This window comes from uncultured Aquimarina sp., from assembly GCF_947496855.1.
GTDB lineage: Bacteria > Bacteroidota > Bacteroidia > Flavobacteriales > Flavobacteriaceae > Aquimarina.
The window spans coordinates 211,464-234,564 of the sequence record NZ_CANMED010000001.1 but is presented as its reverse complement, the minus strand read 5'-3'; the positions used below and the strand labels follow the sequence as shown (position 1 = coordinate 234,564).

Here is a 23,101-nt window from a genome sequence, read left to right as displayed (position 1 = left end):
GGTAAAAGATACAATGAAACATTATCAAAATTGAATCCCTACCTTCTCTATAACCGCAGAATTCCATTCAAATTTCACAATCAATACTTTCTCTTTTTCATTCCAATCCACATCAACTGTCTTATCGCCAACCTTAACTGATACTGGAGTTGTTTCAATACTATGAATAAGCAATGATATTACACGAGAGCTCGTTTTATAATTAGTCCCTGTATTAGCTTTAAAATCTATAGACAGTTTGTTATCAGTATTCTTACTTTCAAAATTCAATATTTCATATTTCTCTTTTTCATACGCATTCGGAGTTTTACCATCATCATCATATAGCTTCCCATAACTACTTTTTACATTAGCATCATAATAATAATGTAAGATAAGCTCCTTAGTACTATAAGCTTCCGTATTCTGAACAGTTGCAACCATTGGAATAAATGAACCTCCTTTTACAAATACAGGGATATGATCTTTTGCAGTTTCCACTGTAATATATCTTCCACCTTCATATTTTTGAGCAGTAAAGAAATCATACCAATTAGATTCTTTAGGGAAATACACATCTTTTGATACTACTCCTGATTTTACAATTGGAGACACTAAGAAATTATCACCCCATAAATAAGTATTAGATACTGTTTGTAATTCTTTGGTATCAGCATCTTCAAAAAACAGTGGTCTCATTAATGGAATACCTGTTTGATTGTTTTCAAAAGCTAAGGTATAATTGTATGGAAGCATTTGATATCTAAGTTCAATACTCTTTTTAGCCAGTTCTTTTGTCTTTTTATCATGAAAAACAGGTTCTGGAGCAATATGCTCCTGTGCATGAGGTCTATAAATAGGCTGAAAAACTCCGTACTGTAACCAACGTGTATATAATTCAGCGTCAAATTTTTCTCCACCTGCAAATCCGCCAAGATCCGAATGCATATATCCTAATCCTTGAATCCCCATTGATAACGCTATCTCTGTTTGTGGTTGTAATCCGCCCCAACTTCTACTAACATCTCCTGACCAAGGAATCATACCAAACCGTTGCGATCCTGAATAACCAGCTCGCATTAAAATAAATGGACGTTGTTCAGGGAAATCTTTTTGATAGCCTTCTTGCATTAATTTTGCCCAATCGTGACCATAGATGTTATGTACTTCATCAGCCGATCCAGTAGCGTGCAATAATGCTGAAGGGTGTACTTCTGGTTCCCCTAGATCTCCCCACCATCCTGCTACTCCATACTCCTGAGTATAGGTTTTATAGATATTCCAAAACCAATCTTTTCCTTTTTGATCATAAATATCTATAATTCCTGTATTACCAAAATAGAAATCAAATCTAAAAGGATTACCTAAAGAATCTTTTCCTAACACTTTTTTAGCTACCGCTTCTTCCCATTTTTTAGATGTTGATAAAACAAAAGGTTCCGTAATTAATACTGTTTTTACTCCCTGATCACTAAAGTCATTGATCATTTGTTTTGGGTTAGGGAATGAATCTTTAAGAAACTCAAAATTCCCCATATGTCCCTTCATATCTTTTCCGAACCAATAAATATCCAAAATTACTGCATCTAAGGGAATAGAATCATTCTTAAACTTTGCAATTGTCTCTTTGGTCTCTTTTTCTGAATGGTATCCAAAACGACTGGCAAAATTACCAAAAGCCCATCTAGGCGGTAATGGTTGTTTACCCGTTAAATCTGTATACTGATCCATCAAATCTTTCCAATCGTCACCTGCTACAACCTGATATGTCTTTCTACCACTGATGGTTTCATAACTTAAGGTATTATCTTTTTTACTATCAATATCCAGAAACCCAATAGGCGCATTATCAAAATGAACAGCGTATGTCTTAGAAGATAATACCAATGGCATTGTATAATTCATTAATTCAGAACGGGTCTCGTACCCATAATGTGCTTTGTTATATAATTGCAATCGATTCCCTCTTCTATTCATTCCTACTACCCTTGCTCCTGCTCCATAAATAACTTCTTCTTTATCTAAATTGAAATTCAGAATTTCTGTAGAATCAGTTTTGAGATACCCTGTTTTTTCAGAAATCAACTCCTTCCCCCTATACGTGTACGCGATATGAAAAGGTTCTTTAGTAATATGAACTTTAATTCCATCAGAACCATACACAATAGTTTTATCAGTCTCAGTTACTTGTGATACTATTCCTTTTTCTAACACCACCGCATGCGATTCTGGATTAAAAATTTCTCCTGTAGGGATAAAAGAAGTTTCTATAATCTTATCAGAATATAATTTGATTATGTATTTCCCATTATCTCTCGAAATTTCGATATATCGATCCTCTTGATAACTATCAATATTAGTAATAAAATCACTTGTAGCTGTTTTACAGGAAAGCATAAAAAAAGTAAGTGTTCCGAACAGGAAAAATGAAAAAAATCTTGATTTCATATATAATGGGTATTTCTGATTTAGATAAGAACCAAATATACTAGAATCCCTTTGGAATAAGGATATAACAACAAACAGTAGTACCGAATTATCGAATTTTCAGTTAAACTAAAGAAACACAAGAAAAATCACAACAGTTTACTACAACGATTTCGTTAGTACAAAGACATCATGTTTTTGCTTAGTAATACAATTCATACAGCGGTTACAGTATCATAAAACACCTAACCATATCCTAATAATTTGTTGAGATAGATGAAACGTTTTGGTAATACTGAAAGGGTACTTTTAGGGTATTAATAACCAATTTAATCTTAATCGTATTACACATGAAAAATCATTCGTACGTTATGACAAATGGATACGGAAAATTAGTTTACTTATCTGTATGTTTAGGTCTGCTTTTTTCTTTTCCTGCTATAGCACAAACCGAAAAAAGCAAAACAGAACCACAAATTGACCTACCTGAAGACAATTATTATGGTCAGGAAATCTATGCAAAAGGAAAAGGTAAATCTTTTGGAAATTTTGGAGATTTATTATTTTCCAGAGCGGTATTAAAAGCTTCAAGTTTTTCAGAAGGACCTACTTCTGGTATTTTTATCGGTGATGAACCAATCAATGAACAAGAGCTTCCTTTTATAAACAAACAACCTATTCAAGGATTCTCTGCCGTATTAAATAATATGGATGGAACCTTTACTGCCATGTCTGATAATGGTTTCGGGAGTATTGAAAACTCTTCGGATTACAACTTACGTCTATACAAAATCAAACCTAGATTTGAAACCTTTTTTAGAAGAGGTGAAGGAGATATTAAGGTGCTGGAATATATAGAATTAAGAGACCCTAATGGATTAGTTCCATTTGCAATTACTAACCATTTTAGTCAAGATAGAATTTTAACTGGTGCTGATTTTGATATCGAATCTATTCAAAGAACAAATAATGGTGATTATTGGATCGGAGATGAGTTTGGCCCTTTCTTATTACATTTTGACAAAAATGGGGTATTATTAGATGCTCCCTATGTTTTACCTGATTTAGAAAACCCTGGTAAAGAATTACGATCTCCACAAAATCCATTTAGTGAAGAAGCAAGTGCTATAAGAGTTATGAATGCAATGAGAGCACACGCGCAAGCTAATGGTAGTAAAGCACCTGTAATGTCACCTTGGTTTGTTATGCTAGACGATAATGATGAGACTACTGTAGTAGGAAGTAGAACAACATCTGCAAATGGTTTGGTCGAAGCATCAAGTGAGTTATTTAATGTCTCTTCATTAAACCGAGCAGGACATCCTGTAGTTGTATATACCGTAAACGATACTTCAACGATGGATCGTCTATTGGATTTAGATTTACAAGGAATCATTTCTGATCGTCCAGATCTCCTATTAGAAGCTGTACAAAACTTTGATAAAGATCAAGATGGACGTGCTGATTATATGGATGCTAACGGTCTTATCGATGTTTCCCTTTTTGATGCACAAGGCCATAGAGGAGCTAGAAACTTACGCCCAGAAAACACATTACCTTCTATGGAAGCAGCTTTAGACTACTTGATGCCTACATTAGAAACAGATTGTGGAATTACTCTAGATGGAATACCTTTATTAGATCACGATCCACATATAGAAGCAGCAAAAACCAGAAAAGTGGATGGAATTTCTTATGAATTCGAAGATGAAGTATTAGTAAAAAATCTAACATTAGATAGCATCCAAAAAACTTTTATTGCTGATAAAATATTACCAGGAAGACCTGCTCAGACTAATGACCTCTCATTATCTCCCGTTTCTGTTGCTTTTGCTAATGAAAAAGGATTTATCGATCCCTATATCATGCCATCATTACAGCAATTATTTGATTTTGTAGAATTCTATGTAGCATATTATAAAAACGGTGAAGGATCGTCTGATCCAGAAGCTACAAAACGTTGGATGAATGCTGCTAAGGTTCGTTTCAATATAGAAACTAAGATCAATCCAAGAACAGATCTTGATGATCGCGGGGATGTTTTTTCAGAAAGAACATTTGGTCCAGAAACGTTTACTAATGCAATTGCGGATATTATTGTTGCTAATCAATTAACAGATCGTGCAGACATACAAAGTTTTGATTTTAGAACATTACTACTAACACAAGAACAATATCCTGAAATCAGAACAGTTTGTTTATTTGGTGATTTTCCTAAAGTTGGAGATGCGGGTGATGGTACTAATTTACAAGATCAAAATGGAGAAAATACTCCATGGTTAGCTGGAATGTATTGGCCATATAGAGTAACAAAGTTGGATACACCCTTTAATGTAAAACAGAGCGGTGGTTTTGAGGGGATGGCATTAACTACTGACAACACAACCTTATTACCACTATTAGAAAAACCTTTAGAAGGTAGTAAAAACAATAACTTATTAATTCACGAATTTAATTTAGCGAGTAAATCCTATACCAATAAAAAGTATGAGTACCCACTTAATGAAAGAGCATCTGCTATTGGTGATTTCATTATGTTTAGTGGACAAAGAGGATTAATCATAGAACGTGATGGATCTCAAGGAGATCTAGAAGGATTCAAAGCTATTTATGAAATAGAATTAGATGAAGATTCTACTATGGTTCAAAAACGACTAAATGTTGATTTACTAAAAATCAGAGACCCAAGAAGAATTTCAGAACCTGGTTTACCTGGAGACATAGGAATCGGTAGAGATTTTGCTTTTCCTTTTGTAACAATAGAAAGTGTTGTTGTCCTCAATCCATATTTAATTGGTGTATTAAACGACAATAATTATCCTTTTAGTGTTGGTCGTCACGTAGGTGAAGGATTACCTGATGATAATGAATTTATTCTTATTTGGCTGGATCAACGATTAGGATTACCCTGGTATAATAATAACGGTAATATTTCGAGATTTCAAGATAATGATTTCAAAACTTATCCTAATACTTTTACAGATCAAGTTACTTTCTCTACTACCAATAAAAATATAAACTCTATAGCTATTGATATATTTGATATAGCAGGGAACTTAATAAAAAGAGAGCGTTTTTTGAATACCAATGAGGATGGTTTTCAGTATACATGGAATGGTCAAACAGATAGTGGTACCGAGGTGGCTACAGGGATTTACATTGCAATCATCGAAGCAGAAGGGGAATTCTTTAAGAAAAAGCTGGTAAAAAAATAAAGCCGAAAATTAACCAACTTTCTATTAAGAAAAACCAAAAAAAGACCTGCTAAAAATAAGCAGGTCTTTTTAATATAATTTCAATGTATATTAATTTCTAGGATACAAGAATGATTTCTCAACCTCAAAATCGATTACTCCATCTTTTTTAACATCATAAATAATAAACAACTGCCCCCAATAAACACCATCTGTAAAATCGGCTATTATCCATTTATGATTTAGTAACCGAACCTTATTGATCGCCATATTTCCTTCCATTCCTACAAAAGGAACAATTGGATTATCTGCACCTGCTTTATTTTGACTTATAATCTGATCACTAATTGTCAATGATAATTTTTTAGCATCATATCCTTGCTCTTCAAAATAACTAATAGCCTCTTCATCACTGTCTAATGAGAAATAAGTAAGATCCAATATTTTTTCAATTAATGAATCTTTTTCTAGATCATTAGATTTTAATTCTTCTTCCTTCTCCCCTATTTTTTTTTCTAAATTTTCAATCTTTCCATCATAAGATTCCTTTGCCTTTTTGGCATTCATAAACTGAAACAATACGAACAATATTGAAAAAATAAATAAGTATAAAAATATTCTACTTCGCATATTAAATTGTAATTTTTAGATTATCGTAGGCAATAAAAACGTTTTTTGGTAATTGTTGTTGTACTTCTTCATGAAACCCTAACATATGGCTGATATGTGTCAAATAAGCCCTTTCTGGTTTGATTTCATCAATAAACTCTAATGCTTCTTCCAGGTTAAAATGAGAATGATGCGGTTCTACCCTCAATGCACTTACTACCAAAACCTTAACATCTTCTAGTTTTTTTCTCTCTTCTTCTTCAACAGTTTTAACATCTGTTAAATATGCAAAATCCTTAAATCTAAATCCAAAAACCTGTAACCGATTATGCATTAGATTTATTGGAATCACATCCAGGTTGCCCAGTGCAAATGGTTGGTTAGTTAGTTCATTTTCTATAACACTGGGTGCTCCCGGATACTTATTCTCTGATGAAAATATGTAGCTAAATCTTACTCTTAAAGATTCTAATACTCTTTTGTGCGCGAATACAGGAATATCTCCTTGTCTAAAGAAAAATGGTCTTATATCATCCATTCCCATGGTATGATCTGCATGTTCGTGGGTAAAAACAATTCCATCAATCCTGTCTATATTATTTGCCAGCATTTGTTGTCTAAAATCTGGTCCGCAATCAATTATATATTGATATTCATCCCAAGCGACCATTACTGACACTCGTAATCTCTTATCCTTTGAGTCTTTACTTAAACATACAGGATGTGTACTTCCTATTATCGGAATCCCTTGTGATGTTCCTGTACCGAGAAATGTAATCTCCATATCTTAATTAAGTGAAAGCAAATGTAATTATAATTTTTTTGCTCAAAAAGTAATTCATTTCCTCTACTTATTATTTATATCTATTATAAAATGCAAAAATTAGCATCTAGTTTTTTTTAATAATACTTAATGTATTAGTAACTTTACATAAACAAAAAAAGCCCTTTTCGCTATGCCTATTACTATCATGGGAGACAAAGAATTTGAGTCTGTCCCTTCACTTAAAAGTAAAGCTTTACGAATTAATCTAAACGCTAACATCTATGGTACCTTTGCAGAAATTGGTGCCGGCCAGGAAACAGCCCGTAATTTCTTTAGAGCTGGTGGTGCATCAGGTACTATTGCAAAGGCTATGAGTGCCTATGACAAAGATTTTAGTGATGCCATCTACGGTATAGAAGATGACAAACGTTATGTTACCGAAGCGCGATTAAAAAAGATGCTAAAGCATGAAGTTCGTCTTATAGAAGAACGTATTGCCAGAGAAAAACACCCCAATAAGTTGTTTTTTAGTTATGCTAATACTGTAGCTACTATAGATTTTGCTAAAAAATATAAAGGACACGGTTGGGTAGGTATTCGATATCAAACAAAACCAGACGAAGACTATAATGAGATTATATTACATATTCGTTTTCACGAAAACGATGCCAAGCTACAACAAATGACGCTTGGAGTATTAGGTGTAAATCTTATTTATGGAGCATATTATAAATATGATAATCCAAAAAAACTTTTACGATACCTTTATGATCATTTAGATAAAGATCAAATAGAAATTGATACTATAAATTTTTCCGGGCCTAGGTTTAAGAAAGTTGATAACCGATTAATGAGTTTACAATTGGTTAAAAATGGGATGACAGAAGCCGTAATGTTTGGTCCAGATGGTAACAATGTTTTACCAGCTGCCGTTTTATACAAAAAGAATATTCTCGCTCTTAGAGGAAGCTTTAGACCTGTGACTAAGGTGAATATGGATATTTACAAGAAGTCTCTTAATATGTTCCTGAATGAAAATAAGGTACGTAAGGAAAAAACTATAGAGATTTTTGAAATTACCCTTTCTAATCTTAGAGCAGAAGGAGAAATCGATGAAGAAGATTTTATGTGCAGAGCCCGTTTACTTTGTTCTCTCGGACAAACAGTAATGATCTCTAATTTCCAAGAATATTATAAAGTTGTGGAGTATTTCTCTAACTACACTAAAGAGCGTATGGCGTTATCTATGGGTGTAAACAATTTGGTAGATATTTTTGATGAAAAATATTACAGACATTTAAGCGGTGGTATTCTAGAAGCCTTTGGAAAACTTTTCTTTAAAGATTTAAAAGTATATTTATATCCATTAAAAAATCCTAAAACTGGGGATCTTACTACTAGTGAAAACCTTAAAGTACACCCTAGAATGAAAGAATTATATAAATTCTTTAAACATAATGGAAAACTACAGGATATTGTGGATTATGATCCCACTATTATGGATATATACTCCAGAGAGGTACTTCGGAAAATCCAAGAAGGAGAATCTGGATGGGAAGAACAATTACCTGATCTTATCCCAGAAATGATTAAAGAAAATAACTTCTTTGGTTATAAAGAAACGGAGACCGTCTAAGTAAAAGCTTATTATATATATAAAAACACATACTACATGTAAGAAAAGCTCTAATCATAATTCTACTTTTATATTATGTCCTTTTGTTATAGATGCACAGGAAAACAAACTACTAATTGAGCTAAATAAAATTGATGGAACTCATAGCCAAGTTTCTCATATTATTAAAAACCCTGTTTCGAATTTAGAGGACAACTATATAATTCTGAATTTGAAAAAAGAGCTACAATCTAAATTGAATACTATCTTTTCTTGCATGGATTTATACGCTAACAGTACAGAATTAAAATTGGATGAAAAAGCAATATCTGAGCTTAAAAAGCGTATTGAAACTATAGCTTTTATGTTTTCTAAATCAGAGAAATACACTTTAATAAAAACATCTGGAGGAATTGCCCCTATCTATGGAGTTGGAATAGACACAATTTCAAATAAAAAAGTCGCTATTGTTTATCTAGGTGGAGATTGCAGTATGAATGATATTGACTTGAAATGGGAAGAGATAACCACTGTTTTTAATAAAAAAATGAAATACTTACCCAGTAAATAAAATTTGATTATTATGAAAAATTATAATAAAGTTATTCTTTCGAATAAATCGCTAATATTAATGCTTCTACTAGTAAGTCATACTTTATTATTAGGGCAGTCTGTAAACTACACAGCATCTACCGATATTATTGCAAACCCAGAAAGAGGCTTACAAAAATACTCTATAACATCTAGTGCTTATGCAACGACTGCTAACTCTAATAACCTTTCTGTTGAAACATTAAATAACTGGAAAACAAGTGCTGATAAAGTAACTGTTGTATATCGTTATTTTCTTTTGGATGCATTTCTAAATTCTGATATTAACACAACTTTTTTAGAAAATATTCAAACTGATTTTAATAATGTTAGAGCTGCAGGTCTTAAAATCATTGTAAGATTCTCATATTCTAATGCTCAAGGAACTACAGCTCAACAACCAACAAAATCTCAAATATTAACACACATTACCCAACTATCAACTATATTAAACACTAATAAAGATGTAATTTTTTCTCTTCAAGCTGGTTTTATTGGTACTTGGGGAGAATGGTATTATACAAACTCAACAGAATTTGGTACCGATGGTACTATCTCCGAAGCTCAATGGGCAAATCGTAAAGAGATAGTAGACGCAATGTTAACAGCAGCACCTATAGAAATACCTATTCAAGTTAGATATGCCGGTATTAAAAGTACAATGTACAGTAATACCCAACTAAATGAACAAACTGCTTACCAAACCACCGCAAATGCTAGAATCGGCTTCTATAATGATGCTTTCTTGAACGATTATGGTGATCAAGGAACCTATTCTGTATCCTCGCAATGTGAAAACCCAGTAGGGACAACAGGCTACAACTATATTTCGAATGAAACCAAGTATTTACCTATGACAGGAGAAACTAACGGATTAAATACTTGTGATAATGGCTTTAGAACTAATAGCGCTAACGCGTTAAACGAACTTGATTTAACTAACTGGACAACCATTAATAGAGATTACTATACACCTTTTTGGACTCAAACAATTAATTCAGGGGATTATGAAGAACTTATAAAAAATCTTGGCTACAGATTTGTTTTAAACTCATCCTCGGTAGCAATAAACAATGGAAATTTTGAACTAACTCTAAATTTATCTAATATTGGTTATGCCAGATCTTTTAAGAAAAGAAATGTTTATTTAGTGCTAAAGAATACTCAAACAAATAATATCACAACAGCATTAATAGATACAGATATAAGAACTTGGGAATCTTCTATATCAATTACACAAAATTTTAATTTAGAATTAACAGGAACATTTCAATTATACCTTTGGATACCTGATACCGAAACTGCTTTAGAATCAAATGCTGATTATAGTATACAATTTGCAAATACAAATACATGGGAATCTGAAACAGGATATAACAATTTATTGCAAACTATAACCCTAGACAACACTACATTGAGTGTAGATGATTTTTTACCTAATAGCTTTTTCTCAATCTATCCAAATCCTTCATCAGATTTTATTAGATTTAAGTTGAAAAATTATAATGAGGCAAGAGTTCAAATTTTCGATGTAAATGGTCAATTAGTTAAGGAAGTTTCGATTTCAGATAATGATAAATTGAATATTTCTAGTTTATCAAATGGAATATATTTCATTTGTCTGAATAAAAATAAGTTATTGACTCATAAATTTATTAAGCAATAATGTGTAAAAAATAAACGTACAACAATAATAGTCGCGTTAGACAAGTGTTTAAAAGGATGACATTATTTGATGTTATCTAGAAAGGTTTTTATTAAAAATCTATATATTCCTTATAACCCGGCCATATGTAATTAAAAAACTCGATACACTATTGATGAAACAATTAACGATATTCATTTTTAGCTTATTATCCCTAATACTCTTCTGCAGCTTAATTAATGAGAATGACACAATAGAATGTTCTGATAACGAGTGTAAAGGTCAATACAAAGGTGCTGAATTTATAAATGGAGCAGATATAGCTCATCAATTCTCAAACAAGATGTCTGCAAAAGTTGGAGATAAACTGAAAGAGTTATTTAAAATAGGTAAATATTCAAAAATCGACTTTGATAATATCATAATGACGACAAAAGGAATGGGTAGCGGAAATGTAACCTATTACTTAATGATTCCTTTTAAGCGTGTTAACACAAAATGTGAAGCTTATACTTCTTTTGACCATGTTGGTGGATGGAATCACACACCTGCATTAGAATCTAGGAAAAAACAGCTTAAAAAAGTTTTAATTGATAATGAAGAACTAGATATTAGTGATCTTAAAACAACACCTGAAGGATTAGAGGAATATTGGATTCAATGGAAAAATAAGATTACTCAATCGATCTGTCGATAAAAACTGCATACAACAAAGACGTGCATAAAACATAACTAATAAATGTTTAACTGAAGGGTTTGTGTTTATTTATTAAGACCATTAAACTCCTAATTTGTCTTTAAATAAAAAAAGTGAGGTTTCTAAAATTAACAACATTAGCCCTGCTTTTCGGTAGTAATCTTAAATCTTTTGAAACGTATGTCAGAATTACAAATAAAAACAAATCCAAAGGTTGAATCGGTTTACAATAATTATACGGATATTGTTCGTAAGAAAATAATTAACCTTAGAAACCTAATTATTGAAACCGCTGAAGAAACAGAAGGAATAACAAGCTTAGAAGAGACCTTAAAATGGGGAGAACCTAGTTTTTTGACTAAAAAAGGAAGTACTATTAGAATTGACTGGAAAAAAGGGAAACCGAATCAATATGCTATGTATTTTCAATGCACCAGTAAATTAGTGACAACTTTTAGAGTTTTATATAAAAATACATTTCAATTCGAAGGAAATCGTGCAATTATCTTCTCGATGAATTCTAATATTCCTAAAAAAGAACTAAAGAACTGTATTACCGCTGCATTAACTTATCATAAAGTCAAGCATTTACCAACTTTAGGTATATAAATAGTACAAAAGCGTATCGAATTTACTTTAAGGCACACTTCAATCATAAATTCGATACACTTCGCAAAAAAAAAAAAAAAATAGACTGTGAGATTTTCACTGTAATCCTTCAAACAAAAAAAAGAACATTCATCGTATACTTACGAATAATTAGTTAGTTTTTAATCAATTTTTTAATTACACTATCCCCCAAATTACTATTGATTTTCACCAAGTAAATACCTTTAGTTAAAGTTGATATATCGATTGAATTTGATTCATATTGACCACTAATAATTAGCTTACCTTGAACACTATAAATCTCAAAAGATGAAACGTCCAGACTACGAGCGTTTGTAATATTTACATATGTATTTACAGGATTAGGGTACAACGAGACTGTTTCTGAATCGAAAATTATGTCTTCAGTGGATAAGATATTATCATGTTTAAGTTCTATTAAACCCCAACAAGAATTAAAAGTTCCAATATCTAGAGTTATAGCACCCGAACCATCAGTCTGAAACGATAAATCCACTGAAGGTTTACCAGGCATATGAAGTGAAGCTTCTACAATAGAGTTTGGAAAAACAGCTGCTGGAATTTTTACCGAGATATTATTATGGGTTTGAGCCGTATCTTCTGCTGCATTATATTTTCTATTGATTAGATGAAGCGCATAGGGTGCTGATGAATCTTCAGAAGACATCCGTGGCAACGCAGAGATAAGGTTATTTACCCACTCATCATTTCGTAAAACATTTATTTTCCAAGAAAGATTACCCATTATATCACTAGCGTTAGCTATAGGGATAACATTAGAGCTGCTTGTATTGAGTATTTGATTCTGCGCCGTAGTTAAGTATTGAACATCGCTATTATGAACAACCACATCATACTGCTCCAATTCGGAAACAGTCGGTGCTACAGGACGATCAGGATCACCAAATATTTTTAGATCAAACGAAATATTCCTTGTCACCAAATACTCCAAAGTTTCACGTGCTTTGGCACTACCTGCCATTCCTCCCTCTAATAATGAAGCATATACAGAATAAACAAGCGCTACATTTGAAACCGCTTTGTAATCATCAAATAACTCGCTATGGTTATGAATGAATTCGTAAACATCGGCAAAATTTTCCCAACCTGTATCCCATGTAGTACTTCCTCCAACCCATACTCTCCCGGGAATAGTAAAAATAGAACCTGTAGCATATGCCTGCGCTATCCATGCACGAGCCTGTCGAGGAGAATTCCTTTCATTCAGTGCTTGAAATGCATCAGGATAAGGAAAATAAATTAAATCTTTATTAAGAGCCTCTGCTGCTTTATAATGTAATAATGGTTCAATAGATGGGCTAGTAGCTACATCATGTGGATGACCATACTCACCTGCGAGATAGGTTAGCCTATCAGAAAAAACGTATCCCCTAGGTTCAACAACATTTGTTGTCGCTCCGATTTCAATTCCTGGTCTTATTGTATCGATATATTCAAACAATTGCTCCATCACATCATTAAGTGATTGGCGCTGGAAATAAACAAAATCTTTATAAAGTGGAATATTGCCATTAATACTATTCGCCCGATTTCTATACATTTGTAGTGTGAATCCATTATTCAATAAAAACTGACGATAATTGAAATTATTTATGTTATTAATTCCTAAATTCATCAACTCTTGAGCAGAATACTTATTTCTCATATATTCTCTAAAACCATTCATAGAATGAACAGAGAAATCTCCTCCTAGCCAATGTAAAGTTCGGGTTGCAGATGTTTGCGAATCAAACATCATATGAGACACTGGAGCCAAGCTCATTCGATCAGCTTGATACTTCAGCCATTCTAAGAATTCAGGGCCTTGATGACTCATCCAACTATGGACTTGTCCATTGTATGTGCCGCCATTATCAGCAGCATTCCCCCAATGAATATCATTACCATTAAGATCTTTTGCCCAGTAAGATGCTGGATTATCCATAAAATCGATCATCCATTTCCATCCCCAATCAAACTCTCCTCGACCAAAATAATACTTACCATCTGATGTACGGTTCTCTACTTTTGCAACCCAATCATTAATAGCTGCATCAGATTCAATACTAGCATTAGGCATAAAACCCCAGAAAATTCCATCGGCTTTATATTTATCATAATTAAAAGGAGTTGCTCCTGATTCTTGGGTAAATAGTACGGTTGATTTTTCTATAGAGCCATTAGTTTGTGCCAAAAGACTATGCAACACAAAACAAAAAACCATAACACATAATAATAATTTTCTTTCCATTTGATTTTTTAATGAAGGACTAAAACAATATTTATTTCAATTATAAACGTTTTTTTAATAGATTCTAAAAAATAATTGAAGTCTTTTAATAAATCGAAAAACTCGTTTTTCATATTAGAATAAACGGTTTTCACCAACATAAACACTTCAAAACCAAAAACTAAACACTTTCTGGCTATATACCTAATAGTTAAAAATTCTTATACTTTTATTAAAAAATGATTACTATAATTCCTCCGTTTTAACTAGTTAATGCTTTAAGCATAAAAAGTTTATTCGGTAATATTAATTTTTGTCACTTACTAAAGTAAAATCTTTTAAATCTAATAGACGTAAAAATAATTCAACAAAGCTAATTGCAAGAAGTGAAATAGAATTCGTTGCTATTTAATTAGTATCTGTTGTAAAACCTTTTAAGACTCATTATAACTGTCCCGTTTTGGTTTTTCGATTTGAATCCTTTATTAAAAAACTTAAATTTACTTTTGGGTGTAAGATTTATGTAATTTTAAGTCGAAACTAATAAACTATATATTTTAATGTCTCACTTATCATAAAGTAAATTATCTGCTAATTTTCAGGCATATAAAACAGAAAAGCATCTATATGTATTACAGATGCTTTTTAATAGATACAAGTTCCAAAATAGTTTGCTAGAGTATTTGAGCAGCGTGATCTTTTGTTTTAACTTTCATAATAACGTCAGAAAGCACTCCGTTTTCATCAATTACAAAAGTTGTACGGTGGATTCCGTCATATTCCTTGCCCATAAACTTTTTAGGACCCCAAACACCAAATGCTTCTATCACCTTTTTGTCTTCATCTGCTAATAATGGATAAGGTAACTCATATTTATTTTTAAAATTCTGCTGACGCTTTGCACTATCCGCACTAACACCCAGAATTTCATAGCCCTGTGACTGAAAAGTTTGATAATTATCCTTCAGATTACAAGCTTCAGCCGTACAACCCGGCGTACTAGCTTTTGGATAGAAAAAAACAACAAGTTTTTTTCCTTTGTAATTTTCTAAAGTAATAGTATTCCCATCTTGATCTAATGCCGAGAAATTAGGAGCTTTATCTCCTGCTTTTAATGATGTCATTCTTTTATGATTATGTGAAAACTTAAAAATCGTTTTGTTTAAACTTTTTTTATAAAATTAAAACAAAAATTATAATTCAATGATGATTTTATTAAAAATTTAAGTTTTAATTCGATATCTAAAACCTCCGAAATATTCATATTTTAGCAAGAAATAATTCTATTAATATGACCAAACAGGAAAAGGTTGATTTCACAATCAAAACACTTAAGGAATTATATCCTAGAATACCAATCCCTTTAGATCATAAAGATCCGTACACCTTATTAATAGCAGTTCTTATGAGCGCTCAGAGTACAGATGTTAGGGTTAATAAGATTACTCCTCTCCTATTCGAAAGAGCCGATAATCCATATAGAATGGTAAAATTATCAGTAGAAGAAATTAGGGATATTATAAGACCCGTAGGTCTTAGCCCTATGAAATCTAAAGGAATTCACGGACTATCACAGATTCTGATTGACAAGCATAATGGAGAAGTACCTCAAAGTTTTGAATATTTAGAAGAATTGCCTGCTGTTGGTCATAAAACCGCTGGTGTAGTTATGTCTCAGGCATTTGGCGTTCCTGCTTTTCCTGTAGATACCCATATTCATCGTTTAATGTACAGATGGGGTTTTAGCAATGGTAAAAATGTAACCCAAACAGAAAAGGATGCGAAACGTTTATTTCCAAAAGAATTGTGGAACGATCTTCATTTGCAAATTATTTGGTATGGAAGAGAATATTCTCCTGCAAGAGGTTGGAATCTTGATAAGGATATTATTACTAAGACAATTGGAAGAAAAACGGTAATCAATGAGTATCTTAAAAAATAAAAGACCTGTAATCTAAGATAACAGGTCTTTCACAAAGTTTAGTTTTAATTTAGAAGTGCTTCAAACTTCAGGTTTTTATAATCTATAACACTTAAAGCCTTTGAGTAATTTAGTAGAAAATCTACAGTGATTTTCTTTGGTACTAATTGTTGTTGCTCCTCTTTTCGAGAAGACTTAAAGTAAAATTTTGCCATATTAATTAATCTTAAATTAAGGGTTATTTTTATAAATAACGAGGCAAAATATACTTTATTGCATAAAGAAATGTTAATTTGTCAAAACGATGTTGTTTTTCTCAATAACCTTTCTAAGGTTAATTAACGCATATCTCATTCGTCCAAGAGCTGTATTAATACTAACTCCTGTTTTATCAGATATCTCCTTAAAACTCATATCACGATACATGCGCATCACTAATACTTCTTTTTGGTCTTCTGGCAATTCTTGAATCAAATTACGTAGATCTTCCTCTACTTGATCTTTTATGATTCTTTTTTCTGCATTCAGATCTCCATCACTAATAATTGAGAAAATACTAAACTCTCCATTATCTTCGAATTTCGGCATACGATTTCCTTTACGGAAATGGTCTATAACTAGGTTGTGCGCAATACGCATTACCCAAGGTAAAAACTTTCCTTCTTCGTTATACTTTCCAAGTTTTAAAGTACGAATGACTTTAATAAACGTGTCCTGAAAAATATCTTCAGATACATCGCGATCAAAAACCTTGGAATAAATAAAACTGTAAATACGTTGCTTATGACGTTCGATCAATGTAGATAAGGCGTTTTCTTCACCTTTGATGTAATTGTTAACCAGAACAGCATCTGATATAGTGTAATCCTTCATACCTATTACTTAATTTGAGACCAACAAGCTTGGGGCTCGGGCTATGTTAAACTTTAAAGTAATGGTATTCTATAGGCTGTTATTTTTAGATTTTGGTTCTATTACAGGGGCTAATATAATAACAATACATGAAAATCAAACTATTTTCTGTTAATTTTTTTAACTTAACTTTCCAGATCAATCCTTTAGAATACTTCTTAAGTAATCATTATATTTGCCTTCAGACCGCATATTTACTATGATTCAAGACATTACAACTTTAGATCCAAAACATAATATATTAATTAAAGGAGCTAAGCTGCATAACCTCAAAAACTTGGATGCAGCCATTCCTAGAAACAAATTAGTCGTAATTACCGGACTATCTGGGTCTGGTAAATCTAGTTTGGCTTTTGATACTTTGTATGCAGAAGGTCAACGTAGATATGTAGAGAGTCTTTCTTCTTATGCAAGGCAATTTTTAGGACGACTCAATAAGCCAAAAGTTGATTATATAAAAGGAATAGCTCCAGCAATTGCTATTGAACAAAAAGTAAATTCTACCAATCCGAGATCAACTGTGGGAACTACTACGGAGATTTATGATTATTTAAAGTTACTTTTTGCCCGAATTGGTAAAACCTACTCTCCTATTTCAGGTAACCAGGTTAAAAAGGATACGGTAACCGACGTGATTGAATATGTAAAAACATTTGATGAAGGTGAGAAACTATTATTATTAGCTCCAATTCACGTAGAAAATGGACGTACAACAGAAGAAAAACTAAAAGTATTACAACAGCAAGGATATGCTCGTGTAAAAATCAATGATACGGTTTGTAGAATTGAAGAAGCTCACATTACAAAAAAAGACGAAGTTCATCTTGTTATAGATCGAATCATAAAAAGAGATGAAGAGGATTTCTATAACCGCCTTGCGGATGCAGTTAGTTCTGGATTTTTCGAAGGAAAAGGAACTTGTTTTCTAGAAACTTTAAAAGATAACGAGTTACGACAATTTAGTAATAAGTTCGAATTAGACGGAATTACATTTCTGGAACCTAATGTGCACTTATTTAGTTTTAACAATCCTTATGGAGCTTGTCCGGAGTGTGAAGGTTATGGTGATGTGATTGGTATTGATGACGACTTGGTAGTTCCTAACACTTCTCTTAGTATATATGAAGGAGCAGTTTTTCCTTGGAAAGGGGACACTATGAGCTGGTATAAGGATCAGTTGGTTAATAGTGCTTATAAATTTGATTTTCCAATTCATAAACCATATTTCGAATTATCACCCGAACAGAAAGAATTATTATGGAAAGGGAATGAATATTTTGAAGGTATTGATGATTTCTTTATCGAACTAGAGGCCAAAGCATATAAAATTCAGAATCGAGTAATGCTTTCTCGTTATCGCGGAAAAACAAAATGTGCAACTTGTAAAGGGAAACGTCTTCGTTCAGAAACAAACTATGTAAAGATAGGAGAAGCAACGCTTACAGACCTAGTTGAGAAACCTTTAAATGAGCTTACAGACTTTTTTAAGAATCTAAAACTTAATGAATATGATGCTCAAATTGGTAAACGATTACTCAAAGAAATTAATAGTAGACTAGAATTTTTAGATAATGTAGGTTTACAATACTTAACACTCAACCGAAAATCAAACACCTTATCTGGTGGAGAATCACAACGAATTAACCTAGCTACATCTTTAGGTAGTAGTTTGGTTGGATCTATGTATATTTTAGATGAACCAAGTATAGGTTTACACCCTAAGGACACCGAAAAATTAATTAAAGTATTACAATCTTTGCGTGATTTAGGAAATACAGTCATCGTAGTAGAACATGATGAAGATATCATGAAAGCTGCAGATGAAATTCTAGATATAGGACCAGAAGCAGGTACATTTGGAGGAAATTTAGTTGCTAGTGGAACATATGATGAAATCTTGAAATCCGATTCGCTTACTGCAAAATATCTTAATGGTAATTTGGAAATAAAAGTCCCAAAAGAAAGAAAAACCTCCAAATACTATTTAGATATTGTCGGAGCACGTGAAAATAATCTTAAGAATATTGACATCAAGATTCCCTTGGGCATTTTTACAGCAATTACAGGTGTTTCTGGTAGTGGAAAAAGTACATTGGTTAAAAAAATTGTGTATCCTTCTATTCTAAAACAATTAGGAGGATATGGAGAAAAAGCAGGTCAATTCACAGAACTCAAGGGTAACTATAGCAACATTAAGCATGTAGAGTTTATAGATCAAAACCCTATTGGGCGTTCATCGAGATCTAATCCTGTAACTTATATAAAGGCATATGATGATATACGCAGTTTGTTTGCAAGTCAGAAGCTGTCTAAAATACGTAATTATCAATCAAAGCATTTTTCTTTTAATGTTGATGGTGGGCGTTGCGAAACATGCAAAGGGGAAGGCGAAGTAACGATAGAAATGCAATTTATGGCGGATGTACATCTGGAGTGTGAAACCTGCGGAGGGAAACGATTCAAAAAAGATGTATTGGAAGTTACGTTTGAAGAAAAAAACATAGACGATATTCTTACTATGACTATCGATAATGCTATTGACTTTTTTAATGATCATGGTCAAACTAAAATTATTCGAAAAATTAAACCTTTACAAGATGTAGGACTTGGATACGTGCAATTAGGACAAAGCTCTTCTACTCTTTCTGGTGGCGAAGCACAACGAATTAAACTGGCATCTTTTCTTGTAAAGGGAAACACTAAAGACAAAGCTCTCTTCATTTTTGATGAACCTACTACAGGATTACATTTCCACGATATTAAGAAGTTATTAAAATCCTTTAATGAACTCATCGACAAAGGACATTCCATTTTGGTAATAGAACATAATTTGGATTTGGTAAAATGCGCTGATTACGTAATCGATTTAGGGCCAGAAGGTGGAAAAAATGGAGGGAAAGTAATTGCGCAAGGAACTCCAGAAGAGATTAGTAAAAACAAGAAATCGTATACTGGGCAATATTTAAAGGAAAAGCTCTAAAAATATTAACATAATTATAATATATAATTCTGTAAAGTGAAGAACAATATTTCGGCTAAACCGTTCAATAATAAAAATTAAAAAAATGTCACTTACAGAAGAATTAAAAGCACGTGCTGATCAATCTGCTACAAAATATCCAGAAACTATTCATAAAATAATGAATAATGGAATTGCCAACCTAAAGGATACTCAGATTACATCCAGAACTCTAAAAACCGGAGACAAAATCCCTGAAATAATACTCCCTAACGCAACTGGAACTAATATTTCAATACAAGAATTACTATCAAACAAAAAAGTAGTTCTTTCTTTTTATCGCGGTGGCTGGTGTCCATATTGCAATCTAGAATTAAAAGCATTACAACAATACCAAGATAAATTCGAAGGATTGGGAGCAACATTGGTTGCCATAAGCCCAGAAACTCCTGATAACTCTCTCAATACTTCAGAAAAAAATAACTTACACTTTGAAGTTCTTTCCGATATAGATAATAAAATAGCCGAAGAATTTAATTTAGCATTTACACTTCCTAAAGATTTGATCGAAGTTTATAAAGGTTTTGGAATAGATCTAATAAAAAGTAACGGTAATCAAGATCATCAATTACCAATCTCTGCAACCTATGTAATTGATCAAGACGGAACCATAATTTATGATTTTATCAAAGAAGATTACAAAGAAAGAGCTGATCCAAAAGAAATTTTTAACTTTTTAAAAGACAGTTAATTACACCCGTTTCATCATTAATTTCATTGTTCTTTAAAAAAATTTGGCACGCCATTTGGTTACTTACTAATCAAATAGCGGAAACCGAAAAGCTAATGAGTAGGTAAAAACCCAAAACATTTTAAGTTATGAAAAAAATGATACTTTTTATCGCAGCAATGTTACTAGTAGGAACAGCTGCACAAGCAACCGATCAAAAACAATCGGATCAAGTAGATAGGGTTACAAAACGTTATCGTAATGCTAAACCTATTGTATTTGTAGAGAGTGGCGTGACATTCTTTGTGTATCCTAACGGAGAAATCGATTTTAAAACTCCAAGAAAAAGAAATCATCGAGTAAATTGGAACTCGAGAAACTATAATTCTCCAGGTAGCACAAGAGGATATAAATACAACAATCGCTTTACTGTAAGATACGATTATTATGGCAGATTAAATCGAGTAGGAATAACTACTATAGGTTATAATAAAAATAATAAAGTAAGACGAATTGGCTCTGTATTAATGAGATATAATAGAAGAGGGAAATTAGCTCAAGTTGGAGGATTACGTATTTATTACGGAAAAAATAATATAATTCGACATATAAAAGGTAATATACATCATACAGGATGTGGTTATTGTGGAGTTAATGAATGTAATATAACTCACGACCCATATTACAACTTTAACAGAAGATCAAACCATTACAATAAAGGTGGTCATGATGATCACTATAAAAACAGAAAAAGAAAGAAGAAATATAGTAATCAAGATAATGATTAGTATGAATAGTTAGTTGGTTAGTTGTTAGAAAGCCCATTACCGTCTTGGTAGTGGGCTTTCTTTTTTTAACTAAATATGTTAAGCTTTCTTATAGATTAGGTGATTATTTTATATTTATAGATGTAATGTAAAAATTAGATCATCTTATGAAATTCCACAAATTCTTGGTTCTATTACTTTTTATGTTTTTTATACAAGGAACTATTGCTCAAAAAATGCAATTCGAAGATTACGATCCACCTTCTACACTAATTGTTCCGGAAACTATTATTAAGAAAGCTAAATTTCCATTTATCGATGTACATAATCACCAATTCAGAATGCCTACACAAGATCTGAGGGAACTTGTTACGGAAATGGATAAACTAAATATGGCTGTAATGGTTAATTTATCAGGAAAAGGAAGAGGATCTGATGAACATCTTAAAGGTGCTTTAGAAAATGTAAAAACGAATGCGTCAAATCGTTTTATAGTCTTTACAAATATTAACCTACAAGGAATTGATGATCCCGATTGGGCTAAAAAAGCGGTAACCCAAATCGAAAAAGATGTTGCTCTTGGTGCAAACGGTTTAAAAATATACAAAAGCCAAGGGATGGATAGTAAAGATAGCAAAGGCAATAGAATAAGGATTGATGATCCACGTATCGGAGCAGTTTGGGAAAAATGCGGAGAATTAGGAATACCCGTATTAATTCATGCCGCCGACCCAAAACCTTTCTGGGATGCTCACGATAATCAAAATGAACGTTGGTTAGAGTTAAAACTGCGCTCTAGAAGAAAAAGAGAAGCTAACGTAACAGGTTCTTGGGAAACGATTATACAAGAACAACACAATATCTTCAAAAAACACAAGAATACTAAGTTTATCAATGCTCACTTAGGTTGGTATGGTAACAATTTAGTTAAACTTGGCCAGTTAATGGACGAAATACCAAACATGTATTCTGAAATTGGAGCTGTAATAGCAGAACTAGGAAGGCAACCTCGTAATGCCAAAGCTTTTTTAACCAAGTATCAAGATAGAATTATGTTCGGTAAAGATTCTTGGAATCCAGAGGAATACTATACTTATTTTAGAGTTCTAGAATCAAATGATGAATACTTTCCTTATTATAAAAGATATCATGCATTCTGGAAAATGTATGGATTAGATCTAGACGACGAAGTTTTGAAAAAATTGTATTACAAAAATGCATTAAATGTAATTCCGAATATTGATAGAAGTCTGTTTCCCAAATAGTATAGTTTCTTTTTTAAAACTACACAAAAAAAAACCTAATACATTGTAAATCAAATTTTTAAAACGATAAATAATTATAAAAAATAATTTCTTTATAACAATCTGTGTTTTTGGCACGCTGCTTGATACTATAAAAGAGAGTACGAAAAATTAATTTTGGTACT

At 32.2% G+C, this 23,101-nt stretch carries 18 protein-coding genes; 11 read left to right on the top strand and 7 right to left on the bottom strand.

Translation table 11 applies throughout. The features are described from left to right. Positions 1-24: 24 nt before the first annotated feature. Positions 25-2,427 (bottom strand): TIM-barrel domain-containing protein, encoded by a 2,403-nt coding sequence (locus Q0921_RS01080; RefSeq protein ID WP_299252007.1) that lies wholly within the window; start codon positions 2,425-2,427, stop codon positions 25-27. Positions 2,428-2,756: 329 nt separating this feature from the next. Here Q0921_RS01080 and Q0921_RS01075 point away from each other — a divergent pair, with 329 nt between their 5' ends. After that, positions 2,757-5,621 carry an esterase-like activity of phytase family protein gene (locus tag Q0921_RS01075; protein ID WP_299252003.1) on the top strand — a complete coding sequence of 955 codons (2,865 nt, stop codon included), beginning with the start codon at positions 2,757-2,759 and terminating at the stop codon, positions 5,619-5,621. Between the two features lie 90 nt (positions 5,622-5,711). Here Q0921_RS01075 and Q0921_RS01070 read toward each other — a convergent pair whose 3' ends face one another. Together Q0921_RS01070 and Q0921_RS01065 are read right to left on the bottom strand one after the other, a co-directional pair. Then, complete coding sequence (locus Q0921_RS01070) at positions 5,712-6,230, bottom strand: hypothetical protein (protein WP_299252001.1); 519 nt, start codon at positions 6,228-6,230, stop codon at positions 5,712-5,714. A 1-nt stretch (position 6,231) separates the two neighbouring features. Next, on the bottom strand, positions 6,232-6,993 hold the full coding sequence (locus Q0921_RS01065) for an MBL fold metallo-hydrolase (protein WP_299251998.1): 762 nt from the start codon (positions 6,991-6,993) through the stop codon (positions 6,232-6,234). Positions 6,994-7,165: 172 nt separating this feature from the next. Here Q0921_RS01065 and Q0921_RS01060 point away from each other — a divergent pair, with 172 nt between their 5' ends. The 5 genes from Q0921_RS01060 (at position 7,166) to Q0921_RS01040 (ending at position 12,132) form a co-directional block, all read left to right on the top strand. Further along, the gene (locus tag Q0921_RS01060; RefSeq protein WP_299251995.1) at positions 7,166-8,611 is read left to right on the top strand and encodes a TonB-dependent receptor; all 1,446 of its coding nucleotides are present in this window, start codon (positions 7,166-7,168) and stop codon (positions 8,609-8,611) included. A 211-nt stretch (positions 8,612-8,822) separates the two neighbouring features. Beyond that, complete coding sequence (locus Q0921_RS01055) at positions 8,823-9,161, top strand: hypothetical protein (protein WP_299251992.1); 339 nt, start codon at positions 8,823-8,825, stop codon at positions 9,159-9,161. Between the two features lie 12 nt (positions 9,162-9,173). After that, a complete protein-coding gene (locus tag Q0921_RS01050; protein ID WP_299251989.1) occupies positions 9,174-10,847 on the top strand; it encodes a DUF4832 domain-containing protein in 1,674 nt (557 codons plus the stop codon). Positions 10,848-11,001: 154 nt separating this feature from the next. Further along, positions 11,002-11,523 (top strand): hypothetical protein, encoded by a 522-nt coding sequence (locus tag Q0921_RS01045; RefSeq protein WP_299251986.1) that lies wholly within the window; start codon positions 11,002-11,004, stop codon positions 11,521-11,523. Between the two features lie 180 nt (positions 11,524-11,703). Continuing rightward, complete coding sequence (locus tag Q0921_RS01040) at positions 11,704-12,132, top strand: DUF1801 domain-containing protein (protein ID WP_299251983.1); 429 nt, start codon at positions 11,704-11,706, stop codon at positions 12,130-12,132. 154 nt (positions 12,133-12,286) lie between these two features. Here Q0921_RS01040 and Q0921_RS01035 read toward each other — a convergent pair whose 3' ends face one another. Both Q0921_RS01035 and bcp read right to left on the bottom strand, forming a co-directional pair. Continuing rightward, positions 12,287-14,404: a T9SS type A sorting domain-containing protein gene (locus Q0921_RS01035; protein WP_299251981.1), complete on the bottom strand. Its 2,118-nt coding sequence runs from the start codon at positions 14,402-14,404 to the stop codon at positions 12,287-12,289. Between the two features lie 653 nt (positions 14,405-15,057). After that, positions 15,058-15,507 (bottom strand): thioredoxin-dependent thiol peroxidase, encoded by a 450-nt coding sequence (gene bcp / locus Q0921_RS01030; RefSeq protein ID WP_299251979.1) that lies wholly within the window; start codon positions 15,505-15,507, stop codon positions 15,058-15,060. 167 nt (positions 15,508-15,674) lie between these two features. On the opposite strand from bcp, the gene nth reads away from it, so the two are divergent. After that, entirely contained in the window at positions 15,675-16,325 is a 651-nt protein-coding gene (gene nth / locus Q0921_RS01025; RefSeq protein WP_299251977.1) for an endonuclease III, read from the top strand. A 44-nt stretch (positions 16,326-16,369) separates the two neighbouring features. Here the strand turns inward: nth and Q0921_RS01020 are convergent, their stop codons facing one another. After that, positions 16,370-16,519, bottom strand: a complete 150-nt coding sequence (locus Q0921_RS01020; RefSeq protein WP_299251975.1) for a hypothetical protein — start codon at positions 16,517-16,519, stop codon at positions 16,370-16,372. Positions 16,520-16,592: 73 nt separating this feature from the next. Beyond that, entirely contained in the window at positions 16,593-17,177 is a 585-nt protein-coding gene (locus Q0921_RS01015) for a sigma-70 family RNA polymerase sigma factor (protein WP_299251973.1), read from the bottom strand. 238 nt (positions 17,178-17,415) lie between these two features. Here Q0921_RS01015 and uvrA point away from each other — a divergent pair, with 238 nt between their 5' ends. The 4 genes from uvrA (at position 17,416) to Q0921_RS00995 (ending at position 22,937) form a co-directional block, all read left to right on the top strand. Next, positions 17,416-20,196: an excinuclease ABC subunit UvrA gene (gene uvrA, locus Q0921_RS01010; RefSeq protein WP_299251971.1), complete on the top strand. Its 2,781-nt coding sequence runs from the start codon at positions 17,416-17,418 to the stop codon at positions 20,194-20,196. 85 nt (positions 20,197-20,281) lie between these two features. Further along, positions 20,282-20,926 (top strand): peroxiredoxin-like family protein, encoded by a 645-nt coding sequence (locus Q0921_RS01005; RefSeq protein WP_299251968.1) that lies wholly within the window; start codon positions 20,282-20,284, stop codon positions 20,924-20,926. 128 nt (positions 20,927-21,054) lie between these two features. Further along, positions 21,055-21,693 (top strand): hypothetical protein, encoded by a 639-nt coding sequence (locus Q0921_RS01000; RefSeq protein WP_299251965.1) that lies wholly within the window; start codon positions 21,055-21,057, stop codon positions 21,691-21,693. Positions 21,694-21,839: 146 nt separating this feature from the next. After that, complete coding sequence (locus Q0921_RS00995) at positions 21,840-22,937, top strand: amidohydrolase family protein (protein WP_299251963.1); 1,098 nt, start codon at positions 21,840-21,842, stop codon at positions 22,935-22,937. Positions 22,938-23,101 lie beyond the last annotated feature (164 nt).

What these genes read in the sequence shown, in the direction of transcription:
- Q0921_RS01080 (WP_299252007.1), bottom strand. Translation starts at nt 2,427, where the DNA reads ATGAAATCAAGATTTTTTTCATTTTTCCTGTTCGGAACACTTACTTTT.
- Q0921_RS01040 (WP_299251983.1), top strand. Translation starts at nt 11,704, where the DNA reads ATGTCAGAATTACAAATAAAAACAAATCCAAAGGTTGAATCGGTTTAC.
- Q0921_RS01015 (WP_299251973.1), bottom strand. Translation starts at nt 17,177, where the DNA reads ATGAAGGATTACACTATATCAGATGCTGTTCTGGTTAACAATTACATC.
- Q0921_RS01060 (WP_299251995.1), top strand. Translation starts at nt 7,166, where the DNA reads ATGCCTATTACTATCATGGGAGACAAAGAATTTGAGTCTGTCCCTTCA.
- Q0921_RS01065 (WP_299251998.1), bottom strand. Translation starts at nt 6,993, where the DNA reads ATGGAGATTACATTTCTCGGTACAGGAACATCACAAGGGATTCCGATA.
- Q0921_RS00995 (WP_299251963.1), top strand. Translation starts at nt 21,840, where the DNA reads ATGAAATTCCACAAATTCTTGGTTCTATTACTTTTTATGTTTTTTATA.
- nth (WP_299251977.1), top strand. Translation starts at nt 15,675, where the DNA reads ATGACCAAACAGGAAAAGGTTGATTTCACAATCAAAACACTTAAGGAA.
- Q0921_RS01070 (WP_299252001.1), bottom strand. Translation starts at nt 6,230, where the DNA reads ATGCGAAGTAGAATATTTTTATACTTATTTATTTTTTCAATATTGTTC.
- Q0921_RS01000 (WP_299251965.1), top strand. Translation starts at nt 21,055, where the DNA reads ATGAAAAAAATGATACTTTTTATCGCAGCAATGTTACTAGTAGGAACA.
- Q0921_RS01005 (WP_299251968.1), top strand. Translation starts at nt 20,282, where the DNA reads ATGTCACTTACAGAAGAATTAAAAGCACGTGCTGATCAATCTGCTACA.
- Q0921_RS01045 (WP_299251986.1), top strand. Translation starts at nt 11,002, where the DNA reads ATGAAACAATTAACGATATTCATTTTTAGCTTATTATCCCTAATACTC.
- Q0921_RS01075 (WP_299252003.1), top strand. Translation starts at nt 2,757, where the DNA reads ATGAAAAATCATTCGTACGTTATGACAAATGGATACGGAAAATTAGTT.
- uvrA (WP_299251971.1), top strand. Translation starts at nt 17,416, where the DNA reads ATGATTCAAGACATTACAACTTTAGATCCAAAACATAATATATTAATT.
- Q0921_RS01035 (WP_299251981.1), bottom strand. Translation starts at nt 14,404, where the DNA reads ATGGAAAGAAAATTATTATTATGTGTTATGGTTTTTTGTTTTGTGTTG.
- Q0921_RS01050 (WP_299251989.1), top strand. Translation starts at nt 9,174, where the DNA reads ATGAAAAATTATAATAAAGTTATTCTTTCGAATAAATCGCTAATATTA.
- Q0921_RS01020 (WP_299251975.1), bottom strand. Translation starts at nt 16,519, where the DNA reads ATGGCAAAATTTTACTTTAAGTCTTCTCGAAAAGAGGAGCAACAACAA.
- bcp (WP_299251979.1), bottom strand. Translation starts at nt 15,507, where the DNA reads ATGACATCATTAAAAGCAGGAGATAAAGCTCCTAATTTCTCGGCATTA.